Source organism: Amycolatopsis sp. WGS_07, assembly GCF_045278895.1.
Taxonomy (GTDB): Bacteria; Actinomycetota; Actinomycetes; order Mycobacteriales; family Pseudonocardiaceae; genus Amycolatopsis.
Genome location: NZ_CP136053.1, coordinates 7,421,553 through 7,441,068, shown reverse-complemented (window position 1 = coordinate 7,441,068; position 19,516 = coordinate 7,421,553). Strand labels below are relative to the sequence as shown.

Below are 19,516 nucleotides of genomic sequence, written 5' to 3'. Positions count from 1 at the left end.
GCCCGGCCCGCCGCCGGGAATTCCGGAAAGCGCTAGCATCGCGGCTGTGAGTCCTCGACGTTCTCCCAGCCCGGCCGGGCCGGCCGCCAGCGCGGCCACCCTCGCCGACGTCGCCGAGCGCGCCGAGGTTTCGCTCGCGACCGCGTCCCGGGTGCTCAACGGGAGCACGCGCCAGGTGAAGGAAGCGTTGCGGGCCAAGGTCATCGCAGCCGCGGCGGAACTCGACTACTCGCCCAACGCCCAGGCGCAAGCGATGGCGCGCGGCAACACCGCGACCCTCGGACTGATCGTCCACGACATCGCGGACCCGTACTTCTCCTGCATCGCGGCCGGCGTCATCGCCGCCGCGGGCGAGCGGGGCCTGCTGGTCACCGTGGCCAGCACCCAGCGCGACCCCGAGGCCGAACTCCGCCACGTGGAGCTGCTCCGCCGCCAGCGCGCGCAGACCGTCATTCTCGCCGGATCGCGGCTCGACGACGCCGCCCTGCTCGACCCGATGCGCGCCCTGCTCCGGAAGTACACCCAGGGCGGCGGCCGTGCCGCGTGCATCGGCCAGGACGGGCTCGGCATCGGCACCGTCGTCGTCGAAAACCGGCTCAGCGCAGCCGCGCTCGCCGACGCCCTCCACCGCGCCGGACACCGGACGTTCGCGGTGCTGACGGGTCCGCCTTCGCTGCTCACCGCGCGCGACCGCGCCGAGGGATTCTGCTTCGGACTGTCCGAGCACGGCGCGGAACCCGAGGCAGCGCACCAGATCCCCGGCGACTTCACGCGGGCCGGCGGCTACGAAGCGACGCGTGCGCTGCTCCAGCGAGCCGGTGGACGCCCACCGGTCGACTGCCTGTTCGCCGTCAACGACGTGATGGCGCTCGGCGCGCTCGCCGCCGCGCGCGAAGCCGGCCTGCGAGTCCCCGAAGACATCGGCATCGCCGGGTTCGACGACATCAGCCCGTTGCGCGACGTCGTGCCCGCCCTCACCACCGTCCGCCTCCCGATGACGAACATGGGCGCGGAGGCGGTGAAACTCGCCCTCGACGACCACGCGGACGCTCCCCGCCGCCACCGCGTCCGAGGCGAAGTCGTCCTCCGCGACAGCACCCGCCGGTAACCGATCGTCGCCCTCCGGACAGCCGGACCGAACACCCTCTTGCGTCCGGGCAGCACAGCTCGTACGGTTCGCGGAAAGCGCTTACCAACGGCGGTGTGCGAGAGGAATCCCCATGGAAGAAGCTGACGTCCTGGTCATCGGCGCGGGAGCGTCCGGCGGAGTCGCGGCGGGAGCGCTGGCGAAGGCCGGATTCGACGTGGTCTGCCTGGAACAGGGCGACTGGCCGGACCGGGCGGATTACCCCGCCCAGCGCGACACCTACGAACTCGAAGCGCGCAAACAGTGGTCGGCAAGCCCGAACGTGCGGCAGAACCCCGCCGACTACCCGATCGACGACAGCCGGTCCGCGGTCGCGCCGCTGATGTACTCCGGGGTCGGCGGGAGCATGATCCTTTACGCGGGCGACTGGCCGCGGCTGCTGCCGTCCGATTTCCGCGTGCGCTCCCTCGACGGCGTAGCCGACGACTGGCCATTGCGCTATGCCGACCTGCAACCGTTTTACGAACGCACGGACGTCGCCTTCGGGGTGTCCGGGGCCGGCGGCGACCCGGCTTACCCGGACGGCGCCGAACCCCCGCTTCCGCCGCTGCCCATCGGCCGGATCGGCGCGAGGATGGCGAAAGCCCATGACAAACTCGGGTGGCACTGGTGGCCGGCCGCGCAGGCGGTGTTGTCCGCCCCGCACCAGGGCAGGCGTCCGTGCGTCCAATTCGGATCGTGCATGCAAGGCTGCCCGGAAGGAGCCAAGGCGTCGACCGACCTCACGCATTGGCCAGCCGCGGTCGCGGGCGGCGTGCGGCTGCTGACCGGGGCGCGTGTGGCCCGGATCCTGATGTCCAGCAAGGGACTCGCCGCCGGCGCCGAGTACGTCCTCCCCGACGGTTCGTGGCACGCCGTCCGCGCCGGCGTGGTGATCATGGCCGCCAACGCCGTCGGAACCCCGCGGATCCTGCTCAATTCGGCCACCTCCGCGCACCCGGACGGTCTCGGCAATTCCAGCGGCCTGCTCGGGCGGCGGCTGATGGTGCACCCGTTCGCCAACGTCACCGGCTACTTCGACGAAGACCTGGACAGCTGGCGAGGACACGTCGGCGCGAAGATCACCTCTTACCAGTTCTACGAAACAGACACCGACCGAGGTTTCGTGCGCGGCGCGAAATGGAGCCTCGCCCCGACCGGCGGCCCGCTGAACGCCGCCCTGCCGACCCGCGCGGGCGAGCAGACCTGGGGCCCCGCGCACCACGAGCACGTCCGCCGCCACCTCGGCCGGACCATCAGCTGGGGCATTTTCGGCGAAGACCTGCCGGACGAGAACAACCGCGTCACGGTCGACAGCGCGCTCGCCGATTCCTCCGGCATTCCCGCGCCCCGGATCGAGTATTCCGTCAGCGACAATTCCCGCCGCCTGCTCGATTTCCACATCGCGCGGGCCAGCGAGTCCCTCCGCGCGGCCGGAGCCTCCGACGTCGCCACCGAATCGCTCATGCGCTACTCAGGGTGGCATCTCCTCGGCACCGCGCGGATGGGCGACGACCCGGCGAAGTCGGTGGTCGACGAGTACGGGAAGTCGCACGACATCCCCAATCTGTACGTCGTGGACGGGAGCGTGTTCGTCACCTCCGGCGGCGTCAACCCGACCAGCACCATCGCCGCGCTCGCCCTGCGCGCGACGGAACATCTCATCGCGAACCGCCGGAACCAGCCCGTCCCCGCCTGATCGGAGCCATCCATGACCGCGACCACCGGCCGCCTCCTTCCCGACGAGTGCCGGGACTGGCTGCGAGCACTGGCCGACGACCTGATCCCCGCCGCCGCCCCGATGCCGTCCGCCGCCGCGGCCGGCATCGACAGCGGCCAGCTGGACATCGTCCTGCGAGTCCTGCCGGACCTAGTCGACGACCTCCTGCGCGCCTGGCGGGCGACCGCTGGCCTCCCTTCCGGCGTCGCCCTCAAGCAATTGAGCCAACTCGACGAGGCCGGGCACCAGGCGGTGCTGCTCGCGGTCGCGGGCAGCTACTACACGAACCGAACGGTGCGCGACTTGCTCGGCTACACCGGCCAGCAACCCAGGACGGTGCAGATCGCCGAGGACATCGACGAGGACCTGTTGCTCCGGGTCGTGGAACGCGGCCCGATCTACCGGGAGGCGTGACCGCCCATGCGGAACCCTCCCTCGGCCGAGCCGTTCCCGGGCGAGGCCGAGGGAAAGCGCGCATCGCGGGCAATCTGCTTCCGTACGCGCATTTGTTCGCCTCCCCTGGCTGCTTGCCGCTGTCGGCACCGCACCATCGCCCAAGCCACGCGCTGTGCGGCTGCGTCGATGCGGCGGTATCGCGGATCCAGTTGCGGGACTCGGTGGCGAGATGTTCGCAGCGGCCTTCGATGAGTGCGTCGGGGAGGAATGCGGAAGCCGCTTGCGGAAGTCCTCGCGGCGAACCGCGCGAGGTGGCCGCCGACAGGATCGGCGTCGCCGCCCTCGGGAGGTCTGGCAGCTGAACGCAGTGCTCAAGGCGAAAGCCTCGACCTTTGCCGACCGATGTTCCCGGGGCGAACGGTTCCGGCGCCAGTCGGCGGCATGGGTTCCAGAGGTTCCCGGACTGTCATCGGTCAGACGGCGGCCCGGCCTCCGTCGACAGGCAGGACCGCGCCCGTCATGTAGCTGGCGCGGGCACTCGCCGCGAAAGCGACCGCCTCGGCGACTTCGGCTGGGTCGGCAGAGCGGTCGAGCGGCACGGTTCCGCCGTAGCCGCCAAGATCCGGGCCGATCATCGCGACCGCTTTCGCCGTGTGCATCGGACCGGGGGCGACGGCGTTCACCCGGACGTTCCCGTGTGCGTACTCCGCCGCCCAGGCCCGCGTCAGGGACTCCAGCGCGGCCTTGCTCGCGCCGTAGACCCCCATCCCGGGCATGCCGATCCCGGCCGCGGTCGAGGAGACGTTGACGACGCTGCCCCCGCCGTTCGCGGCCATCTTCGGCGCCAATGCCGTGGTGAGCACGAAGGGAGCGCGCACATTCACCGCGAAGACGTCGTCGAACTCGCGGAGATCCTGCGTTGCGCCCGTCATGAGCGCCGCGTTGTTGACCAGGATGTCCACGGTGCCCGCTTCGGCCGCGAGGGCTCGCACGCTGTCCGGGTCCGCCAGATCGGCAGCGATGAAACGGGCACCGAGCCCTTCGGCCACCTGGACGCCGCGCTCCGGATCCCGGCCCGTGACCACCACCGTCGCGCCGCCCCGCACCAGGATTTCCGCGATCGCGTGCCCCAGTCCCCCGGCGGTACCGGAACCGGTGACCAGAGCCGTTTTCCCCGTGAATTCCACTGGCATCCCCTTACCGCTTCGCTGCCGCCGCGTTGCGGATCCAGCTGCGGAACTCGATCGCGAGATGTTCGCAGTGGCCTTCGATCATCGAATCCGGTGCCGCGGCGGGATAAACAACGCGCACCACCACGTCCGCCCCGGTGTCGGTGTCGCGCGCTTGGTGCAGGCAATACGCGAACGGCGTGCCGTCGTCGAGGGTCAGTTCCGCGTTCATCAGCGACACCGGGTACGCCGCATCGAGGTAAGCCGCGACCGCGCCGGGCAGTTCCCTGGCCACCCCGACCCGAAACCGGGTGAGGCGCCCGCCGATCGTCTCCACCATCCCGCCCGGATACTGCGGCGGCTCGACGTAATGCTCGGGGTGCGCGTTCAGCAGCAAAGCCTTGTCCTGGAACCGGCCGGTCGCGGCCTGGCCCCGAAACCACTCCGCCAGTCCGGTGCCGCTGAGCCCGCGCACCGCGAACTCGGTGCGCGATTCGCGGTAGCCGCCGTCCGAGGCCGCGATGACGTCCCGGTGGAACCGGTCGCCGTCCTCGATCTGACCGGCCAGGAGATCCATCATCACCTGTCCGCCCGCGACCGCTTTGAGGTTCCGCAGCGCCCGGCGCGCGGCCTTCAGTTCCCAGTGGTCCACAACGGATTCGTCCACCGTGCGGCCCATCGTCCGCACTTCGACCGTCACCGCGTTCTCGGTGTTCATCGCCGTCCTTCTTCCTGCAGCGGGTCGCTGCCCCACTTCCAATATAAGATGCACCAGTGCATCTTACAAGGAACGTGAGCCACTCCTCAGCCTTAGCGACGCGCACTCAGTCCGCTACGGACGCTCGACCACCGCGCTCAGCGTGGCGGGCTCGCGGTCATCGAGCAGATCTGGCGCTCGGCCGCTTCCGGGCGATCAGCGGCAGGAAGATGGTGTCGACCACTTCCCTGATCGCTTCCGGGGACATCGGCTCCAGGTTCATCAGGGTTTCGTTGCGCAGCAGGTCGTAAGGCAACCGGGCAATGCGCGGCGTGAGTTTCGCTTCGTCGATCTCCCGCCGTTCGACGGCCCGGCGCGTCACCGCCTCGATCACCGCCCACCGCTCGTCGATCAACGACCGGCGCAGTTCGGCGACCGTGGTGCCGGTTTCCTCGAAGTAGGCGGCCAGCTGGGCAGTCATCGCCGCGGCGAACATCGCGAACGCGTCGTTGAGCTGTTCGAGCAACGCGACGGTGTCCTCGCGCAGGGACCCGGTGTCCGGATCGGCGAGCGGGAATCGGGCGCTGGCGCGGACGATCGCGTCGCGCACGAGTTCCGCCTTCGTCGCCCAGTGGCGATTGACGACCGGACGACTGGTTCCGGCACGATCCGCGACCCCGGCGAACGTCAACGCCGCGTACCCGCCCTCCATCAGCTCCGCCCACGCGGCGTCGAGCAGCGCGGCCTTCAGCTCCGCGCCACGCCGGCGCCGCCGGGGACCGGACTCCTCCGCAAGATGCATGGGTGCATCCTACCTGCCGCAACGACTCCGCCCGGAGAAGAGCGCGCCGCGAGATTCCGGTCGTGCCGCCGCGGTCAGGCTTGGTAGTCCCGCAGGAGGCCCCGGCTGATGATGGTTTTCTGGATTTCGCTGGTGCCCTCGCCGATCAGCAGGAACGGGGCCTCGCGCATCAGGCGCTCGATCTCGTATTCCTTCGAGTAGCCGTAACCGCCGTGGATCCGGAACGCCTCCTGCGTCACCTCGGCGCAGTACTCGCTCGCGATCAGCTTCGCCATCCCGGCCTCGACGTCGTTGCGCGCACCGGAATCCTTGAGCCGCGCCGCGTTCACCATCATCAGATGCGCGGCCTCGACCTTGGTCGCCATCTCCGCGAGCTTGAACGCGATCGCCTGGTGCTGCGCGATCTGCTTCCCGAACGTCGACCGCTGCTGCGCGTACGCCACCGCCAGCTCGAACGCCCGGATCGCGATCCCGCACGCCCGTGCGGCCACGTTCACCCGGCCGACCTCGACCCCGTCCATCATGAACGAGAAACCCTTGCCCGGCGCGGCGCCCAGCACCTTGTCCGCACCGATCCGGAAGCCGTCGAACACCGCCTCGGTGGTGTCCACGCCCTTGTACCCCATTTTGTCGATCTTGCCCGGAATCGTCAGCCCGGGAAGGACCTCGCCGAACCCGGACGGCTTCTCCACCAGGAACGTCGTGAGTCGATCGTGCGCCTTCACAGGTGCCTGATCGCCGGCTCCGCCAGCGGGCGCCTCGTCCGTCTTGACCAACAGAGCGATCAGGTTGGACGAGCCGCCGTTGGTCAGCCACATCTTCGCGCCGTCGATCACATAATCGTCGCCCTCGCGCTTGGCGCGGGTCTTGATCGCCGCCACGTCGGAGCCAAGGTCAGGCTCGGACATCGAGAAGCTGCCCCGCACCTCGCCGGTCGCCATCCGCGGCAGGAAATGCTGCTTCTGCTCGTCCGTCCCGTGACGGGAGATCATGTGCGCCACGATGAAGTGCGTGTTGATCACGCCGGACACGCTCATCCAGCCCCGCGCGATCTCCTCCACCACCAGCGCATACGTCAGCAGCGATTCGCCGAGGCCGCCGTACTCCTCCGGGATGGTGAGCCCGAACAGGCCCATCTCCATCATGGCATCGACGATCTCCGCCGGATACTCGTCCGCGTGCTCCAAAGCCTGCGCGTGCGGGATGATCTCCTTGTCCACGAACGACCGCACCGTGGACAGAATCTCCTGCTGCACATCCGACAAACCCGCGGTCCGGGCCAAACGAGCCATCAGGGTCAGCTCCTCATTTCGGCGATGACGCGCGCGAAATCGCGCATCGCCGGTTCGGGCACCGTGACGTAGCTGACGCCGAACGTCTTCCGGTGCTGGTGAAGGGTTTCCGCGATCTCCGCCGGAGGTCCGGAAAGGACAGTGGGCACCTGCGCCAAGTCGATCTGTTGTGCCTCGAACCGGGGCAGCCGGGCGGCTGCGGACTGGCGGTCGCCGTCGAGGGCGACGGCATGGACGAGCAGGTTGAGTTCGAGGCCGTCGAAGCGGTGCGGGGCCGCTTGCCGCACGTGGTCCACGCGGACGGCGAGCGCGTCCGCGCCGAGGAACCGGAGCGTCCCGGGGTGTCGCCCGGGTGCGGCCCCGCTGAACGCGACGATGTCGGCGAGTTCGGCGGCGATCCGCAGGACCCGGTCGCCGTTGCCCGCGACGCACAGCGGCGGCCGCCGGACCGGGCTCGGCCGGTGGTCCGGGTCGGAGAGAAGCCGCCCGACCTCCAGCACGGTGTGTTCGAGGTGGTCGACCCGTTCGGACGCGCTGCGCCAGGGAATCCCGGCGCGGTCGAATTCGGCTTTGACGTAGCCGGTTCCGAGCGCGATCTCGAGGCGTCCGTCGAGAAGCGCGTCCGTTCCGGCGAGATCGCGGGCCAGCAGCACCGGGTTGTAGAACCCGGAGTTGAGCACGAACACCGCGAGCTGCGGCCGGGTGGTGGCCTCGGCCGCCGAAACGAGCGCGGGCAAGGGCGCGGGCATGCCGAGATGGTCGGCGACCGCGATGACGTCGTAGCCGAGGTCTTCGGCTTCCCGGCACCGCGCCTGCCATTCCGCGCGTGAGGACGGCGTCAGCAGGTTGACGCCGAACCGGAACTCCCGTGCGGTCATCCGCGCGTCTTCCGGATCGCGTCGACGGCGTTGTGCCGGTCCGCGGCGACATAGACAGTTCCGTCGGCGCCGAGCGCGAGACCACCAGAACGGGCGTACGGGACGTCGAGGTAGCCGACGTCGAGCCCGGTCGCCAGCACCTCGGGTTTTCCTTGCCGGTTCAGCGAAAGCACGCGGTGACCGGTGGCGTCGAGCACGACGGCCGATCCGTCCGGCCGGGCCGCGACCGCCCGCAGTCCGCCGAGTCCGGCAGCTCGTTCGACGACCTTCCCCGAGGCGGGTTCGACCTCGACGAGCCGGCCCTGAGCATCGGCGACCAGGACTGTCCCGCGCTTGGCGACGGCGAGACCCGTTGGCGTGCCGAGGTTTTCCGCCAGCGGACGGACGTTCTCGCCGACGACGCGCAGCAGCCTTCCGTTGGCGGGCTCGGAAATCACCAGGCTGCCGTCGGGAAGTTCGACGGCGTCCGCGGGATTGTCGAGGCCGTGCACCTCACGGACGACCTTCCCGGTCCGGCGGTCCACCACCTGGACGGCCCCGATCAGCTCCGAGGTGAGCACGAAATGTGCTGCGGTGACGCTGATCCCGGACGGAAACTCCAGCGAGGACGACAGCCGCCGCTGGATTTCGCCGACCGCGCCGGTACGCGGGTTCACGGTGCGCAGCGCGGTCGCGTCCGCGATGTAGAGCGTGCGCCCGTCGGAGGCGAGATCTGCGGGGAAAGCGAGCTGGCTCGACGTAATGACTCGGACGGCACCGGTGTTCAGGTCCACCCGGGAAACAGAACTGTCGGCCATGTTGCTGACGTAAGCGTGCCCGGTGGAGTCGATGATCATGTTGTCGTCCGCGGCGGGCAGCATCGCCACGGTGTGCTTGGCGCCGTTCGGGTCGATCCGGGCCAGCTGACCGGTCGCGCCGTCGAGCGCGTAGAGGCGGTTCCGCGCGTCGAAGCGGACGGACACCGGCTGCCGGAATCCTTGGGCCAGCACCGAAATCGCTCCGGTTCGCGGATCGACCCGGGCTACTTCCCCGTGTTTCGAACGCGGGGCGTAGATCATGCCGTCCGGTCCGAACGCGAACGCGTTGAGCCCGCCCGGGTCGCGCACGACGAGGCGGGGTGCGGCCTGGCCGGCGGGGTCGATCTCCCACAGCGCGTCGGCGAAGGTCAGCTGCCCGACGTACAGATGCTGGCCGGAGCGGTCGAAAGCGATGGAGTTGACGCCGGGCAGGTCGCGGGCGACGGTGCGGATCCGGCCGTCCGGCGCGCGGCCTTTCACGACACCGCCGACCGGGTCGGTCCACAGGATTTCGCCGGAGGGGGCCACCGCGAGGTCGTCGGAACGACCCTCGCGCGGGCCGACGAGGGTGTGGTTCCGTCCGGTGCGCAGGTCCACCGCGGAGATGGTTTCACTGGCCAGGCTGGCGGTGAGCAGGTCGCCGTTCGGGGCCAGGGCGATCCCGTTCGGCGAGTGCAGCGTGGTGCCGGTGACCAGCCGCTGTACCCGGTAGCGGGTGGCTGCGGAAGCGTCCGGGACAGCGGCCAGGGGCAGGACAAGCGCGAGGGCGAGCGCGACAGAGCGCAGGCGTCGAACAGGGGACACGGATCTTCTCCTCCGCGGTCGGTCCCCGGGGCCGCACGGTGCGGCCCCGGGGCGGCGCTGGGTCAGAGCTGGGCTGCGCTGGCGTAGACGGACTGGAATTCCAGGTAGCTGTCGAGCGCCTCGGGCCCGAGTTCGCGGCCGACACCGCTGCCCTTCATCCCGCCGAACGGCGCGCCGAGGTCCTGGAGGTAGTAGTTGAGGCCGATGGTCCCGGTCCGCACGCGGCGGGCGAGGGCGAGGCCGCGGTCCTCGTCGGCAGTCCAGACCGAGCCGCCGAGCCCGTATTCGCTGTCGTTGGCGAGGCGGACCGCGTCGTCCTCGTCCTCGTACGGGGTGATGGTGACGACCGGGCCGAAGATCTCCTCCTGCGCGATCCGTTCGCGGTTGTCCACGTCGGCGAACACAGTGGGCTCCACGAACCAGCCGCGGGACAGCGCGGCGGGGCGGCCGCCGCCCGCCACCAGCCGGGCGTCGGAGGCGCGGCCCAGTTCGAGGTAGCCGAGGACCCGGTCGAGCTGTGCCTTGCTGGCCATCGGGCCGCACGTGACGGCCGGGTCGAGCGGGTCGCCCAGCACCATTTCGCGCGCGTACTGCGCGACCGCGTCGACCACCTCGGCGTAGCGCGAGCGTGGCGCGAGAATGCGCGACTGGACCGTGCAGGTCTGGCCGTTGTTCTGGAAGCAGGCGTTGTCGAGACCGGCGACGAAGGTGTCGAGGTCCGCGTCGTCGAGCACGATGGCCGCCGATTTCCCGCCCAGTTCCAGCGTGCATCGGCGGATCAGCCGCCCGCATTCCGCGCCGATGGTCCGGCCCGCGGCGGTGGATCCGGTGAACGCGACCTTGTCCACCAGCGGATGGGACACCAGCGCGGCACCGGCTTCGCGACCGGCGACCACGATGTTGAGCACGCCCGGCGGCAGCCCGGCTTCCGCGGCGGCGTCGGCGAAAACGTACCCGTCGAGCGCGGTTTCCGGCGACGGCTTGAGCACCACGGTGCAGCCCGCGGCCAGCGCCGGCGCGATCTTCATCATCGCGAGCACCTGCGGGTAGTTCCACGGCGTGATCGCCGCGACCACGCCCACCGGAGCGCGGCGCACGACCGTCGATCCGGACGCGCTCGGCCGGATTTCCTCCAACTGGGTCGCCTCGATCTGGTCCGCGTACATGGTCAGCAGCCCGGCCGGCGCGTCTCCGTTGAAGGCGTTCGACAGCCCGATCGGCATGCCGTTCTCCCGGCTGACGAGTGTGGCGGTCTCGGTGGCGCGGGCCGCCAGTGCCGCGGCGAACCGGCGCATCGTCGCCGCGCGTTCCGCCGCGGTGGTCCGGCCCCACGGACCCTCGTCGAGCGCGCGGCGGGCGGCGCGGACGGCAGCGTCGATGTCGGCGGCGGAGCCCAGCGCGGCGCGGCCCAGCGGTTTCTCGGTGGCTGCTTCCAGAGCGAGGTGGGTCTCGGTGCTCTTCGGCTCGGTCCAGACGCCGTCGATGAAGAACCGGGTGCGGTCGAGGGCGATGCTCGAATCGATGGTCAACGTACCTCCTTGTACGGGTTTTCCGGCGCGGCGATGACCCGCCGGTCGTGCAGTCCGCCGAGTTCGGCGGCGGTCAGGCCGAGCACCTCGGCCAGTACGGAATCGGTGTCCGCGCCGAGCGCCGGGCACGCTCCGGCGGGACCGCGCTCGCCGGAGAAGCGCAGCGGCGACCGTGCCGTGATGGCCGGGCTGCCGCTGGGCAGTTGCAGGTCGGCGAGTACCTCGTGGGCTTGCTCGCGGTGTTCGGCCACGAGGTCGGCCATCCCGCGGTAGCGGCCCCACAGGACGCGGGCGGCGTCGAGTTCCTTGCCCACCTCGTCGAGGTCTCGCGCGGCGAACCACGGCCGCAGGACTGCCGCGATGGTCTCGCGCAAGCGGTACCGTTCGGCCTCGTCGCGCAGGTCCGCGTGCAGTGCCTTTTCCAGTGCGGTGAACACTTCCGCGGTCCCGGTCGCCGATTGCAACGCGCGCCACTGGCCGTCGGTGAGCGCCACGACCATCACGCGGGCGTCGTCGCGACAGGCGAAGTCGACGCCGAAACTGCCGTAGACGTGGTTGCCGTGCCGGGGTCGCTCCCCTTGCCGGTCGGCGGCTTCCGACAGCCAGCCCAGGTTGGCGACCCCGGCGAGAGCCACATCGGACAACGCAAGCTCCACATAGGACCCTTCGCCGGTGCGGTCGCGGTGGTGCAACGCGGCAAGCACACCGGCCGCGACGCTCAGGCCGGTGACGAGATCCCACGCGGGCAGCACGTGGTTCACCGGGGCGGCCCAGTCGCCGCTGCCGGTGATCCCCGGCACCCCGACCTCGGCGTTCACCGTGTAGTCGACCGCGGGCCGCCCGTCCGGATATCCCTGGACACGCACGTGAATCACGTCGGCACGGCGGTCGGCCAGCCGTTCGCGGGCCAGCCACGGGCGTCCGACCGCGTTGTCGATGAGGATTCCGCGATCGCGGCCAGGAGCGGTGGCCAGGGCGAGGACCAGTTCGCGGCCTTCCGGATTCCGCAGGTCGATCGCGACTGAGCGCTTGCCCTTGTTCAGGGAGGCCCAGTAGTAGCTCTCCCCCGTCGGCGCGACCGGCCAGCGGAGGTAATCGCTGCCGCCGCCGATCGGGTCGATGCGGACGACGTCGGCGCCCAGTTGCGCGAGAGTCAGGCCTCCGGTCGGCCCGGCGACGAAACTCGCGCACTCCACGACATGGGTACCGGCCAACGGTCTGGTCACGACTCTCCTCCACAAGGAACCAGCACAGCCCGCCCGGTCACCCGGTCGGCGAAAGCGCGCGTCGCGGCTTCGAGCGGGTAAGGGGTCACCACGGGTCGCACCCGGCGCTGCGCGACCAAGGCCATTGCGTCGGCGAAGGTGCGCATCAGCGTGGACCCCGAGCCGGTGATGACGGCTTCCTTCTCGAACACGAAAGCCGGGTGGACCCGGATCGGCTCCCCGCTGACCTGCCCGGTCAACACGTACCGGCCCGCATGGGCGAGGGCACGGAAAGCTTGGCGGAACACGGATTGGCGCCCCGTGTTGTCGAGCACGACGTCGACGCCCCGGCCGTCAGTCGCGTCGAGGATGTCCTGCCCGGCGGTGTCTCCGGCGAGCACCACCTGAGCGGCATTCCCCAGTTGCGCGGCCTTGTCCGGGCTCCCAGTGAGCGCGAGCACTCGTGCCCCGAGCGCGGCGGCGACCTGGACGGCGTGCCACCCCAACCCGCCACCGGCTCCGGTGACGAGGACCGTCTCGCCGGGCTTGACCCGCGCCACCCGGCGGAGAGCTTGCAGTCCGGTGCCGACTGCGCAGGCAACGACCGCGGCCTCGGCCAGCGGTACCCCGGCCGGCACCGGGAGCAGGGCGGATTCCGGCAGGACGGCGTATTCGGCGAACCCGCCGTAGAGGAACGCACGCCGCGGACAGCGCAGTTCGTCGCCGATCACGCACGGTTCGCAGCGGCCGCAGGTGCCGAACTGCTTCGCCGCGACCCGGTCCCCTGCCGCGAACTGGGTTCCGCCAGCCACGACGGTTCCGGCGATCTCGTGGCCGAGCACCGCGGGCAGCGGAAGGGTCAGCAAACCGGCCCGGTCGGCCTGGTCGTGCCCGCACACCCCGCAGGCAGCGACCTTCACCAGGACCTCGCCGCTGCCGGGTTCCGGACAGTCCACCTCAGCGACCGCCAACTCTCCGGGAGCGCTCAGGACGACGGCGCGCACGACGCGATCACCTTGCCCGGGTTGAGGATTCCGTGCGGATCGAGCGCGTTCTTGACCGCCGCGTGCATCGCCAGCACCGCTGGGCTGAGTTCCCGGGCGAGCCCGCCGCGTTTGAGCAGGCCGACGCCGTGCTCGCCGGTGACCGTGCCGCCGAGCGCGATCGCCTCGTCGAGGATCTCCTCGAACGCGGCCTCCGCTCGTGCCCTTTCCTCGGGCGGAACGACGAGCACCGGGTGCAGGTTGCCGTCCCCGGCGTGCGCGACATTCGCGATCCGCACGTCGTGGCGGACGCCGATGGCTTCGATCCGCCGCAGCATCTCCGGCACCGCCGCGCGGGGCACGCAGACGTCCTCGGTGAGCACCGGGCCCAGCCGTTCGAGCGCCGGATATGCCAGCCGCCGCGCGGCGAACAGCGCCTCGGCTTCGTCCACATCGGACGATGCGGCGGCCCAGGTCGCGCCGGCCGCGGTGAAGCAGTCGGTCAGCACCTTCGCCTCGTCCTCGCCGGGTGCGTCGGTGCGGCCGAGCAGCACCGCCTCGGCTTCGGCGGACAGGCCCATGTTCTTCCAGTCGTCCACCGCGGCGAGGGTGTGCCGGTCGATCAGTTCCAGCGCAGACGGCACGACACCCGACTCGCTGACGGCCGCGACCGCGTCTCCCGCCGCCGACAGGCTGGGGAAATACCCGGCGACCGTGCGTTCAGCGGCCCGTGCGCCGCGCAGCCGCACGGTGACCTCGGTGACGATGCCGAGCGTGCCTTCCGAGCCGACCATCAGCCCGGCGAGGTCGTACCCGGCCACGCCTTTCGCGGTCCGGCGGCCGAGCCGGACGAGTTCCCCGGTCCCGGTGACGACTTCCATCCCGAGCACGTAATCGCGGGTGACGCCGTATTTGACGCAACACAGCCCGCCCGCGTTGGTCGCGACGTTGCCGCCGATGGTCGACCATGGCGCACTCGCCGGGTCCGGCGGGTACCAGAGGCCGTGTTCCGCGCACGCCGTCCGCAGGGTTTCGTTCACGACGCCGGGTTCGGCCACCGCGAGCCGCTCGGCGGTGTTGATCTCGCGGATGGCGGTCATCCGCTCGGTGGACAGCACGATCCCGCCCGCGACCGCGTTCGCGCCGCCGGACAGGCCCGTGCCCGCCCCGCGCGGCACGATCGGTACGCGGTGGCGCAGGCAAATCCGCACGGTCTGCTGGATCTCCTCGGCGGTATGCGCCCGCACGACAGCCGACGGCAGATCGTGCTCGGCCCACACTGCCTCGTCGTGCGCGTAGGCGGCGAGGACGTCCGGATCGGTGAGGACCCGGCCAGCAGGCAGCGCCCGACGCAGTTCGTTCAGCACCGCGCACCTGCTTTCGCCGCACGGAAGTCGTCCATCTGCCGAGCAAGCGCGCTCCGGTACTCCGCGACGGTGGCGAGCTTGACGTCCTCATAGCCCCGCACCAGGTCGGGCAAGAGCGCCGTTTCCACTGCCAGCGCGTGGTTTTCCGGATCCAGCCGCGCGGCCAGTTCGCCGACGACCCGTTCGTACTCAGCGATCAAGTCGCGCTCCAGCCGCCGGACCGCGGCGCGGCCGAACGGGTCCAGCGGCGTCCCGCGCAACCGCCTTCCCGCCACCAGGACCCGGAAAACCGGCTTGAACCACGGTCCCAGTTCGATCTTGCGGCGCATGCCGAGCGCCTTCAGCACCGGCGGATGCAACCGGTACGCGATGCGGGCGTCAGCGCCGAACCGCGCGCGGACCTGGCGTTCCTGCGCCGGATCCAGCGAAAGGCGCGCGACCTCGTACTCGTCCTTGTAGGCCATCAGCTTGTACAGATTGCGCGCCACCGCCTCGGTCAGCGCCGTCGCGCCCGGGACCGCACTGGATTCCGCGCGGCGCACCCGCTCGACCTGCTCCGCATAGCGCCGCGCGTAGGCAAGGTTCTGGTACGCGATCAAGTCAGGCACCCGGACCCGCAGCAAGCGCGTGAGTTCAGCGCTTTCGCCAACCGTGGCCAGGAGTTCGCGGGCCGCCGGAGTCAACGCGGGCTCCGGTTCGGGTTCTCCGCGCAAACCGGCGAGCACAGTCTCCACCGCCGCACGGTCTGCGACCCATTGCCGACCGCGGCGGAACGCCTGCACGTTGGTCTCGACCCGAACCCCGTTGCGAGAGATGGCTTCTTCGATCGCCGACGCCGGAATCGGAAGCGCACCGCGCTGGTAGGCCACCCCGGTCAGCAGGAGGTTGGCGTACTGGTCCTGGCCGAACAACACCTCGGCCATTTCCCGGGCGTCCAGCGCGGTCACGGTTCCGGCCGCTTCGCGGAGCCGGTCGAGCAGCGCTGCTTCCTCGGGGAACGTGACGCTGGTGTCGGCGACCATCGCCCCGGTCGGGACCTTCGACGTCGAGACCACTGCGGTCGTCCGGCGCGCATCGGCGACGGCGAGGTAACGCGGGTCCGCGGCGACGAGCACGTCGGCACCGAGGTAGAGATCGCATTCGCCGTCGCTCGCCTTGTTCGCGTGCGCCGCGCCGATCTTGACGTCGGAGACGACCGCGCCGCCCTTCTGCGCGAGCCCGGTCTGATCGAGCGACCGCACCGGCAGTCCGGCGATGTTCGCCGCGGTCGCGAGGATCTGCGACAGCGTGACCACGCCTGAGCCGCCGACCCCGGTCACCCGCACGGTGTACAGGTCAGCCGAGACCGTCCGCTGTGGTTCCGGCAGCGGGTCCGCCAGAGGTTCGGCGAGCGGCCGCTTCCCCGCGCTCTTGCCGGGAAGCACGGTGAGGAACGACGGGCAATCCCCTTCCAGGCAGGAGAAATCCTTGTTGCACGACGACTGGTCGATCCGGGTCTTGCGCCCGAACTCGGTGTCGACCGGCTGCACCGAAAGGCAGTTAGACTTCTCCCCGCAGTCTCCGCAGCCCTCGCAGACGCGTTCGTTGATCACGGCGTGCTGCGGCGGTTCCGGGGCGAGCCCGCGCTTGCGTTTGCGGCGCAGTTCGGTCGCGCATTCCTGGTCGTGGATCAGCATCGTCACGCCCGGGACGCGGGCAAGCGTCTCCTGCGCTTCGGCCAACCGGTCCCGGTGCCAGACCCGGACGCCTCGGCCCAGCTGGACCCGCCGGTACCGTGCCGGTTCCTCGGTGGTGACGATGATCCGGCGCACGCCCTCGGCCCGCATCGCCGCGATGACCTGGGGAACGGTCATGACCCCGGTCGGCTGCTGGCCGCCGGTCATCGCGACGGCCGAGTTGTACAGCAGCTTGTAGGTGATGTTCACCCCGGACGCGACGGCCGCGCGCACCGCGAGGCTGCCGGAGTGGTGAAAGGTGCCGTCGCCGAGGTTCTGCACCAAGTGCTCGTTGCGCACGAACGGGGACATGCCGACCCATTGCGTGCCCTCGCCGCCCATCTGGGTCAGTCCGGTGATGTCGCCGTAGTCCTCGCGGCCAGTCATCAAAACGAGGCTGTGACACCCGATCCCGGCGCCGACCAGCGAACCCTCCGGCGTCTTCGTGGACGAGTTGTGCGGGCAGCCCGAGCAGAAGTACGGCGTCCGAGCGGTGAGCGGGAGCGCGATCGTGCGTCGCGGGGCCTGCCAGGATTCCACCGACGGGAAGCCGCCGTGCGCGCGCAACCGGATCGCGAGCGCCGCGGCGATGCGGTCCGGGTCCAGTTCGCCGTCGGCCGGGACCAGCGCCGTGCCGTCGGGACCGCGTTTTCCGGTGACCGAAGGAGCGTCGGGGCGGCCATAGAGCAAGTCCTTGATCGCAGTCTCGATGAAGGAACGTTTCTCCTCCACCACCACGATTTCGCGCAGTCCCGCCGCGAACCGGGTGACGATTTCGGGGTCGAGCGGGTGCACCATCGCGAGCCGCAGCAACCGGACTCCGCGACGCTCCATTTCGGACTCGTCCAAGCCCAGGATCTCCAGCGCCTGACGCAGATCGTGGTAGGTCTTGCCCGCGGCGACGATCCCGATCCGAGCGTCGCGGCCGCCGACGATAGTGTTCAGCCCGTTGGCCGCGGCGTAGCGACGGGCGAGTTCGAGCCGCGCGCCGTCGCGGCTGCGCTCCAGCCTGCCGAGGTCCGGCTGCAGCATCCGGGCGGTCATCTCGTGGACGAACGGCCGCCCGTCGACCACCGGATCCGGTTCGACAGACCGGAACCGGCCGGGATCGACGCGCACGGTGCCGGTCCCGTCGGCGACGTTGGTGGCGATCTTGAATCCGACCCAGAGCCCGCAGGCGCGCGACATCGCGACCGCGTGCTGTCCGAGGTCGAGGACCTCCTGCGGGTCCGCCGGGTACAGCGTCGGCAGGCCGAGGTCGGCCAGCAGCAGCTCGGAGCTGCCGGGCACCGTCGAGGATTTCGCGCCCGGGTCGTCGCCGACCAGCGCCAGCGCGCCGCCGAGGCGGTGGGTGCCCATGAGGTTGTTGTGCCGCAAGGCATCCGACGCCCGGTCGAGGCCCGGGGACTTGCCGTACCAGTAGCCGGTCACGCCGTCGACGCGCCGGTTCTCCGACTTGGCCGCCAGCTGCGCGCCCTGCACCGCCGTGGCGGCCAGTTCCTCGTTGACGCCCGGCTTGAACACGATGTCGTGCTCGGCCAGCAGCTCGGCCTGTTTGCCCAGTTCGAGGTCGTATCCCCCGAGCGGCGAGCCCTCGTAGCCGGAGACGAACGCCGCCGTCCGCAGCCCCGCCCGCCGGTCGGCGCGGCGTACCTCGAAGGGCAGCCGGGCCAGCGCCTGGACGCCGGTCAGCTGGAACTGCCCTTCGGCCGCGCGATAACGATCAGTCACGACCGGATTCCTCCCTCTGCCGCCAGTGCCCGAAGCTGGTCCAGCACCGGCTCGACACCCGGCGTACCGGTCAACGGATGGATCGCCACGTGGTCGGCGCCCGCGGCGAGATGCTCGCGAACCCGCGCCGCCACCAGTTGCGGATCACCGCAGACGACCAGCTCGTCCACGAGCCGGTCGCTCCCGCCGTCGGCGAAGTCGTCGTCCCCGAAACCCAAGGCACGCAGGTGGTTCACGTAATTCCGCAGCGCCAGCCGGGTCGCGACGTGCTTCCGCGCCACCTCGCGCGCCCGCGCAGCGTCCGCATCGACGACCACAGCCTGTTCCGGAACGAGCAACGGTTCCGGACCGAGCCGTTCCCGGGCGGCGGCGGTATGGGCGGGCGGCACGAAGAACGAGTGCATCCCGGCGGTCCGATCGCGGGCCAGTTCCTGCATCCGGGGCCGCAGCGCCGCCAGTACCCGAGGCACCGCACGGTCCGGCCGCGGCCCCTGGTAACGGTCGCTGTCCAGCACATCGAGGTACTCGCGCAACGCCGTCAGCGGCCGGTCATGGCCGTTCCCGCGCCCGGCTTCCGCGTGGCTGGCGCCGAGGCCGAGCACGAACCGTCCGGGGAAAGCCTCTCCGAGAGTCTGGGTCGCGCCTTCGGTGGCGACCGCGTCCCGGGCCCAGATGGTGGCGACTCCGGTAGCCACGGTCAGCCGCGTGGTCGCCGACAGCAGCAACGTGGCGTTGGTGAAGATTTCCTTGTGCGCCGGGGATTCCCCGATCCACAGCGCGCCGTAGCCGAGATCCTCGACCACCTGAGCCGCCTTCGCGGCCTCGGCGGCGGGAACCTCCGCCAGGACGGACAGCCACACGCCGACCGGTCCAATCCGGGCCGCCAGCTCACGAGACGGGTTCACGCCTGCTCCCCCCGGCCCGAATTCCGGCAGCCACACCCCGTCGCCTACCTCGCGGAACGACACGGCGACCGGTTCTCCGAGCACGGGATCGCCGGAGCCGGTCCACGTCGTCGTCAGGTTCGGGCCGCTGTCGAGGCGGACCTGCACCACGACGTACGGCACGTCGTCGCCCTCGAAGTACCGCTTGTGGAACCGCACCCAGCTGTGCACCCGGCCGGTCCCGGCGTCGGTCGTCCACTCGACGTCGCGGCGGAAATCGCGCGGGCACACCGGGGACGGCGGCCAGAACGCCTCGCCGCACGAACCGCACACCGGGACGCGCAGTTCGCCGCGAGCCGCGCCGTCGAGGTGTTCGACGTCCTCGGGGTAGCGAAGCGGAATAGGTCGCGTAGCGGTCATC

15 protein-coding genes are annotated in these 19,516 nt (G+C 70.7%); 3 read left to right on the top strand and 12 right to left on the bottom strand.

Translation table 11 applies throughout. The annotated features are described in order from the left end of the window. The first annotated feature begins 46 nt into the window (after positions 1 to 46). From RPX00_RS34945 to RPX00_RS34935, 3 genes are all read left to right on the top strand, one after another. Positions 47 to 1,108: a LacI family DNA-binding transcriptional regulator gene (locus tag RPX00_RS34945; RefSeq protein WP_406631816.1), complete on the top strand. Its 1,062-nt coding sequence runs from the start codon at positions 47 to 49 to the stop codon at positions 1,106 to 1,108. Positions 1,109 to 1,220: 112 nt separating this feature from the next. After that, a complete protein-coding gene (locus RPX00_RS34940; RefSeq protein WP_406631814.1) occupies positions 1,221 to 2,825 on the top strand; it encodes a GMC family oxidoreductase in 1,605 nt (534 codons plus the stop codon). Between the two features lie 12 nt (positions 2,826 to 2,837). Continuing rightward, complete coding sequence (locus RPX00_RS34935; RefSeq protein WP_406631812.1) at positions 2,838 to 3,260, top strand: hypothetical protein; 423 nt, start codon at positions 2,838 to 2,840, stop codon at positions 3,258 to 3,260. Positions 3,261 to 3,715: 455 nt separating this feature from the next. On the opposite strand, the gene RPX00_RS34930 is transcribed toward RPX00_RS34935, so the two are convergent. From RPX00_RS34930 to RPX00_RS34875, 12 genes are all read right to left on the bottom strand, one after another. Next, on the bottom strand, positions 3,716 to 4,435 hold the full coding sequence (locus tag RPX00_RS34930) for an SDR family NAD(P)-dependent oxidoreductase (RefSeq protein WP_406631810.1): 720 nt from the start codon (positions 4,433 to 4,435) through the stop codon (positions 3,716 to 3,718). Positions 4,436 to 4,439: 4 nt separating this feature from the next. Next, positions 4,440 to 5,129 carry a hypothetical protein gene (locus RPX00_RS34925; RefSeq protein WP_406631808.1) on the bottom strand — a complete coding sequence of 230 codons (690 nt, stop codon included), beginning with the start codon at positions 5,127 to 5,129 and terminating at the stop codon, positions 4,440 to 4,442. Positions 5,130 to 5,286: 157 nt separating this feature from the next. Then, positions 5,287 to 5,910, bottom strand: a complete 624-nt coding sequence (locus tag RPX00_RS34920) for a TetR/AcrR family transcriptional regulator (RefSeq protein ID WP_406631806.1) — start codon at positions 5,908 to 5,910, stop codon at positions 5,287 to 5,289. Positions 5,911 to 5,984: 74 nt separating this feature from the next. After that, a complete protein-coding gene (locus tag RPX00_RS34915; RefSeq protein WP_406631804.1) occupies positions 5,985 to 7,202 on the bottom strand; it encodes an acyl-CoA dehydrogenase family protein in 1,218 nt (405 codons plus the stop codon). Positions 7,203 to 7,207: 5 nt separating this feature from the next. Continuing rightward, on the bottom strand, positions 7,208 to 8,080 hold the full coding sequence (locus RPX00_RS34910) for a TIGR03621 family F420-dependent LLM class oxidoreductase (protein WP_406631802.1): 873 nt from the start codon (positions 8,078 to 8,080) through the stop codon (positions 7,208 to 7,210). Then, positions 8,077 to 9,681 (bottom strand): hypothetical protein, encoded by a 1,605-nt coding sequence (locus RPX00_RS34905; protein ID WP_406631801.1) that lies wholly within the window; start codon positions 9,679 to 9,681, stop codon positions 8,077 to 8,079. The genes RPX00_RS34910 and RPX00_RS34905 overlap by 4 nt, the downstream gene beginning before the upstream one ends. Positions 9,682 to 9,743: 62 nt before the next feature. Further along, a complete protein-coding gene (locus tag RPX00_RS34900; RefSeq protein ID WP_406643197.1) occupies positions 9,744 to 11,204 on the bottom strand; it encodes an aldehyde dehydrogenase in 1,461 nt (486 codons plus the stop codon). A 2-nt stretch (positions 11,205 to 11,206) separates the two neighbouring features. Next, the gene (locus RPX00_RS34895) at positions 11,207 to 12,436 is read right to left on the bottom strand and encodes a CoA transferase (RefSeq protein ID WP_406631799.1); all 1,230 of its coding nucleotides are present in this window, start codon (positions 12,434 to 12,436) and stop codon (positions 11,207 to 11,209) included. Continuing rightward, the gene (locus tag RPX00_RS34890; RefSeq protein WP_406631798.1) at positions 12,433 to 13,419 is read right to left on the bottom strand and encodes an alcohol dehydrogenase catalytic domain-containing protein; all 987 of its coding nucleotides are present in this window, start codon (positions 13,417 to 13,419) and stop codon (positions 12,433 to 12,435) included. The genes RPX00_RS34895 and RPX00_RS34890 overlap by 4 nt, the downstream gene beginning before the upstream one ends. After that, the gene (locus RPX00_RS34885; RefSeq protein WP_406631796.1) at positions 13,401 to 14,765 is read right to left on the bottom strand and encodes an FAD-binding oxidoreductase; all 1,365 of its coding nucleotides are present in this window, start codon (positions 14,763 to 14,765) and stop codon (positions 13,401 to 13,403) included. The genes RPX00_RS34890 and RPX00_RS34885 overlap by 19 nt, the downstream gene beginning before the upstream one ends. Continuing rightward, positions 14,759 to 18,211 carry an indolepyruvate ferredoxin oxidoreductase family protein gene (locus RPX00_RS34880; protein ID WP_406631794.1) on the bottom strand — a complete coding sequence of 1,151 codons (3,453 nt, stop codon included), beginning with the start codon at positions 18,209 to 18,211 and terminating at the stop codon, positions 14,759 to 14,761. Before RPX00_RS34880 ends, RPX00_RS34885 begins: the two co-directional genes overlap by 7 nt. Then, a complete protein-coding gene (locus RPX00_RS34875; RefSeq protein ID WP_406643196.1) occupies positions 18,208 to 19,515 on the bottom strand; it encodes a TIGR03620 family F420-dependent LLM class oxidoreductase in 1,308 nt (435 codons plus the stop codon). The genes RPX00_RS34880 and RPX00_RS34875 overlap by 4 nt, the downstream gene beginning before the upstream one ends. Position 19,516: the final 1 nt, after the last annotated feature.

What these genes read in the sequence shown, in the direction of transcription:
- RPX00_RS34910 (WP_406631802.1), bottom strand. Translation starts at nt 8,080, where the DNA reads ATGACCGCACGGGAGTTCCGGTTCGGCGTCAACCTGCTGACGCCGTCC.
- RPX00_RS34930 (WP_406631810.1), bottom strand. Translation starts at nt 4,435, where the DNA reads ATGCCAGTGGAATTCACGGGGAAAACGGCTCTGGTCACCGGTTCCGGT.
- RPX00_RS34925 (WP_406631808.1), bottom strand. Translation starts at nt 5,129, where the DNA reads ATGAACACCGAGAACGCGGTGACGGTCGAAGTGCGGACGATGGGCCGC.
- RPX00_RS34940 (WP_406631814.1), top strand. Translation starts at nt 1,221, where the DNA reads ATGGAAGAAGCTGACGTCCTGGTCATCGGCGCGGGAGCGTCCGGCGGA.
- RPX00_RS34915 (WP_406631804.1), bottom strand. Translation starts at nt 7,202, where the DNA reads ATGGCTCGTTTGGCCCGGACCGCGGGTTTGTCGGATGTGCAGCAGGAG.
- RPX00_RS34875 (WP_406643196.1), bottom strand. Translation starts at nt 19,515, where the DNA reads ATGACCGCTACGCGACCTATTCCGCTTCGCTACCCCGAGGACGTCGAA.
- RPX00_RS34935 (WP_406631812.1), top strand. Translation starts at nt 2,838, where the DNA reads ATGACCGCGACCACCGGCCGCCTCCTTCCCGACGAGTGCCGGGACTGG.
- RPX00_RS34920 (WP_406631806.1), bottom strand. Translation starts at nt 5,910, where the DNA reads ATGCATCTTGCGGAGGAGTCCGGTCCCCGGCGGCGCCGGCGTGGCGCG.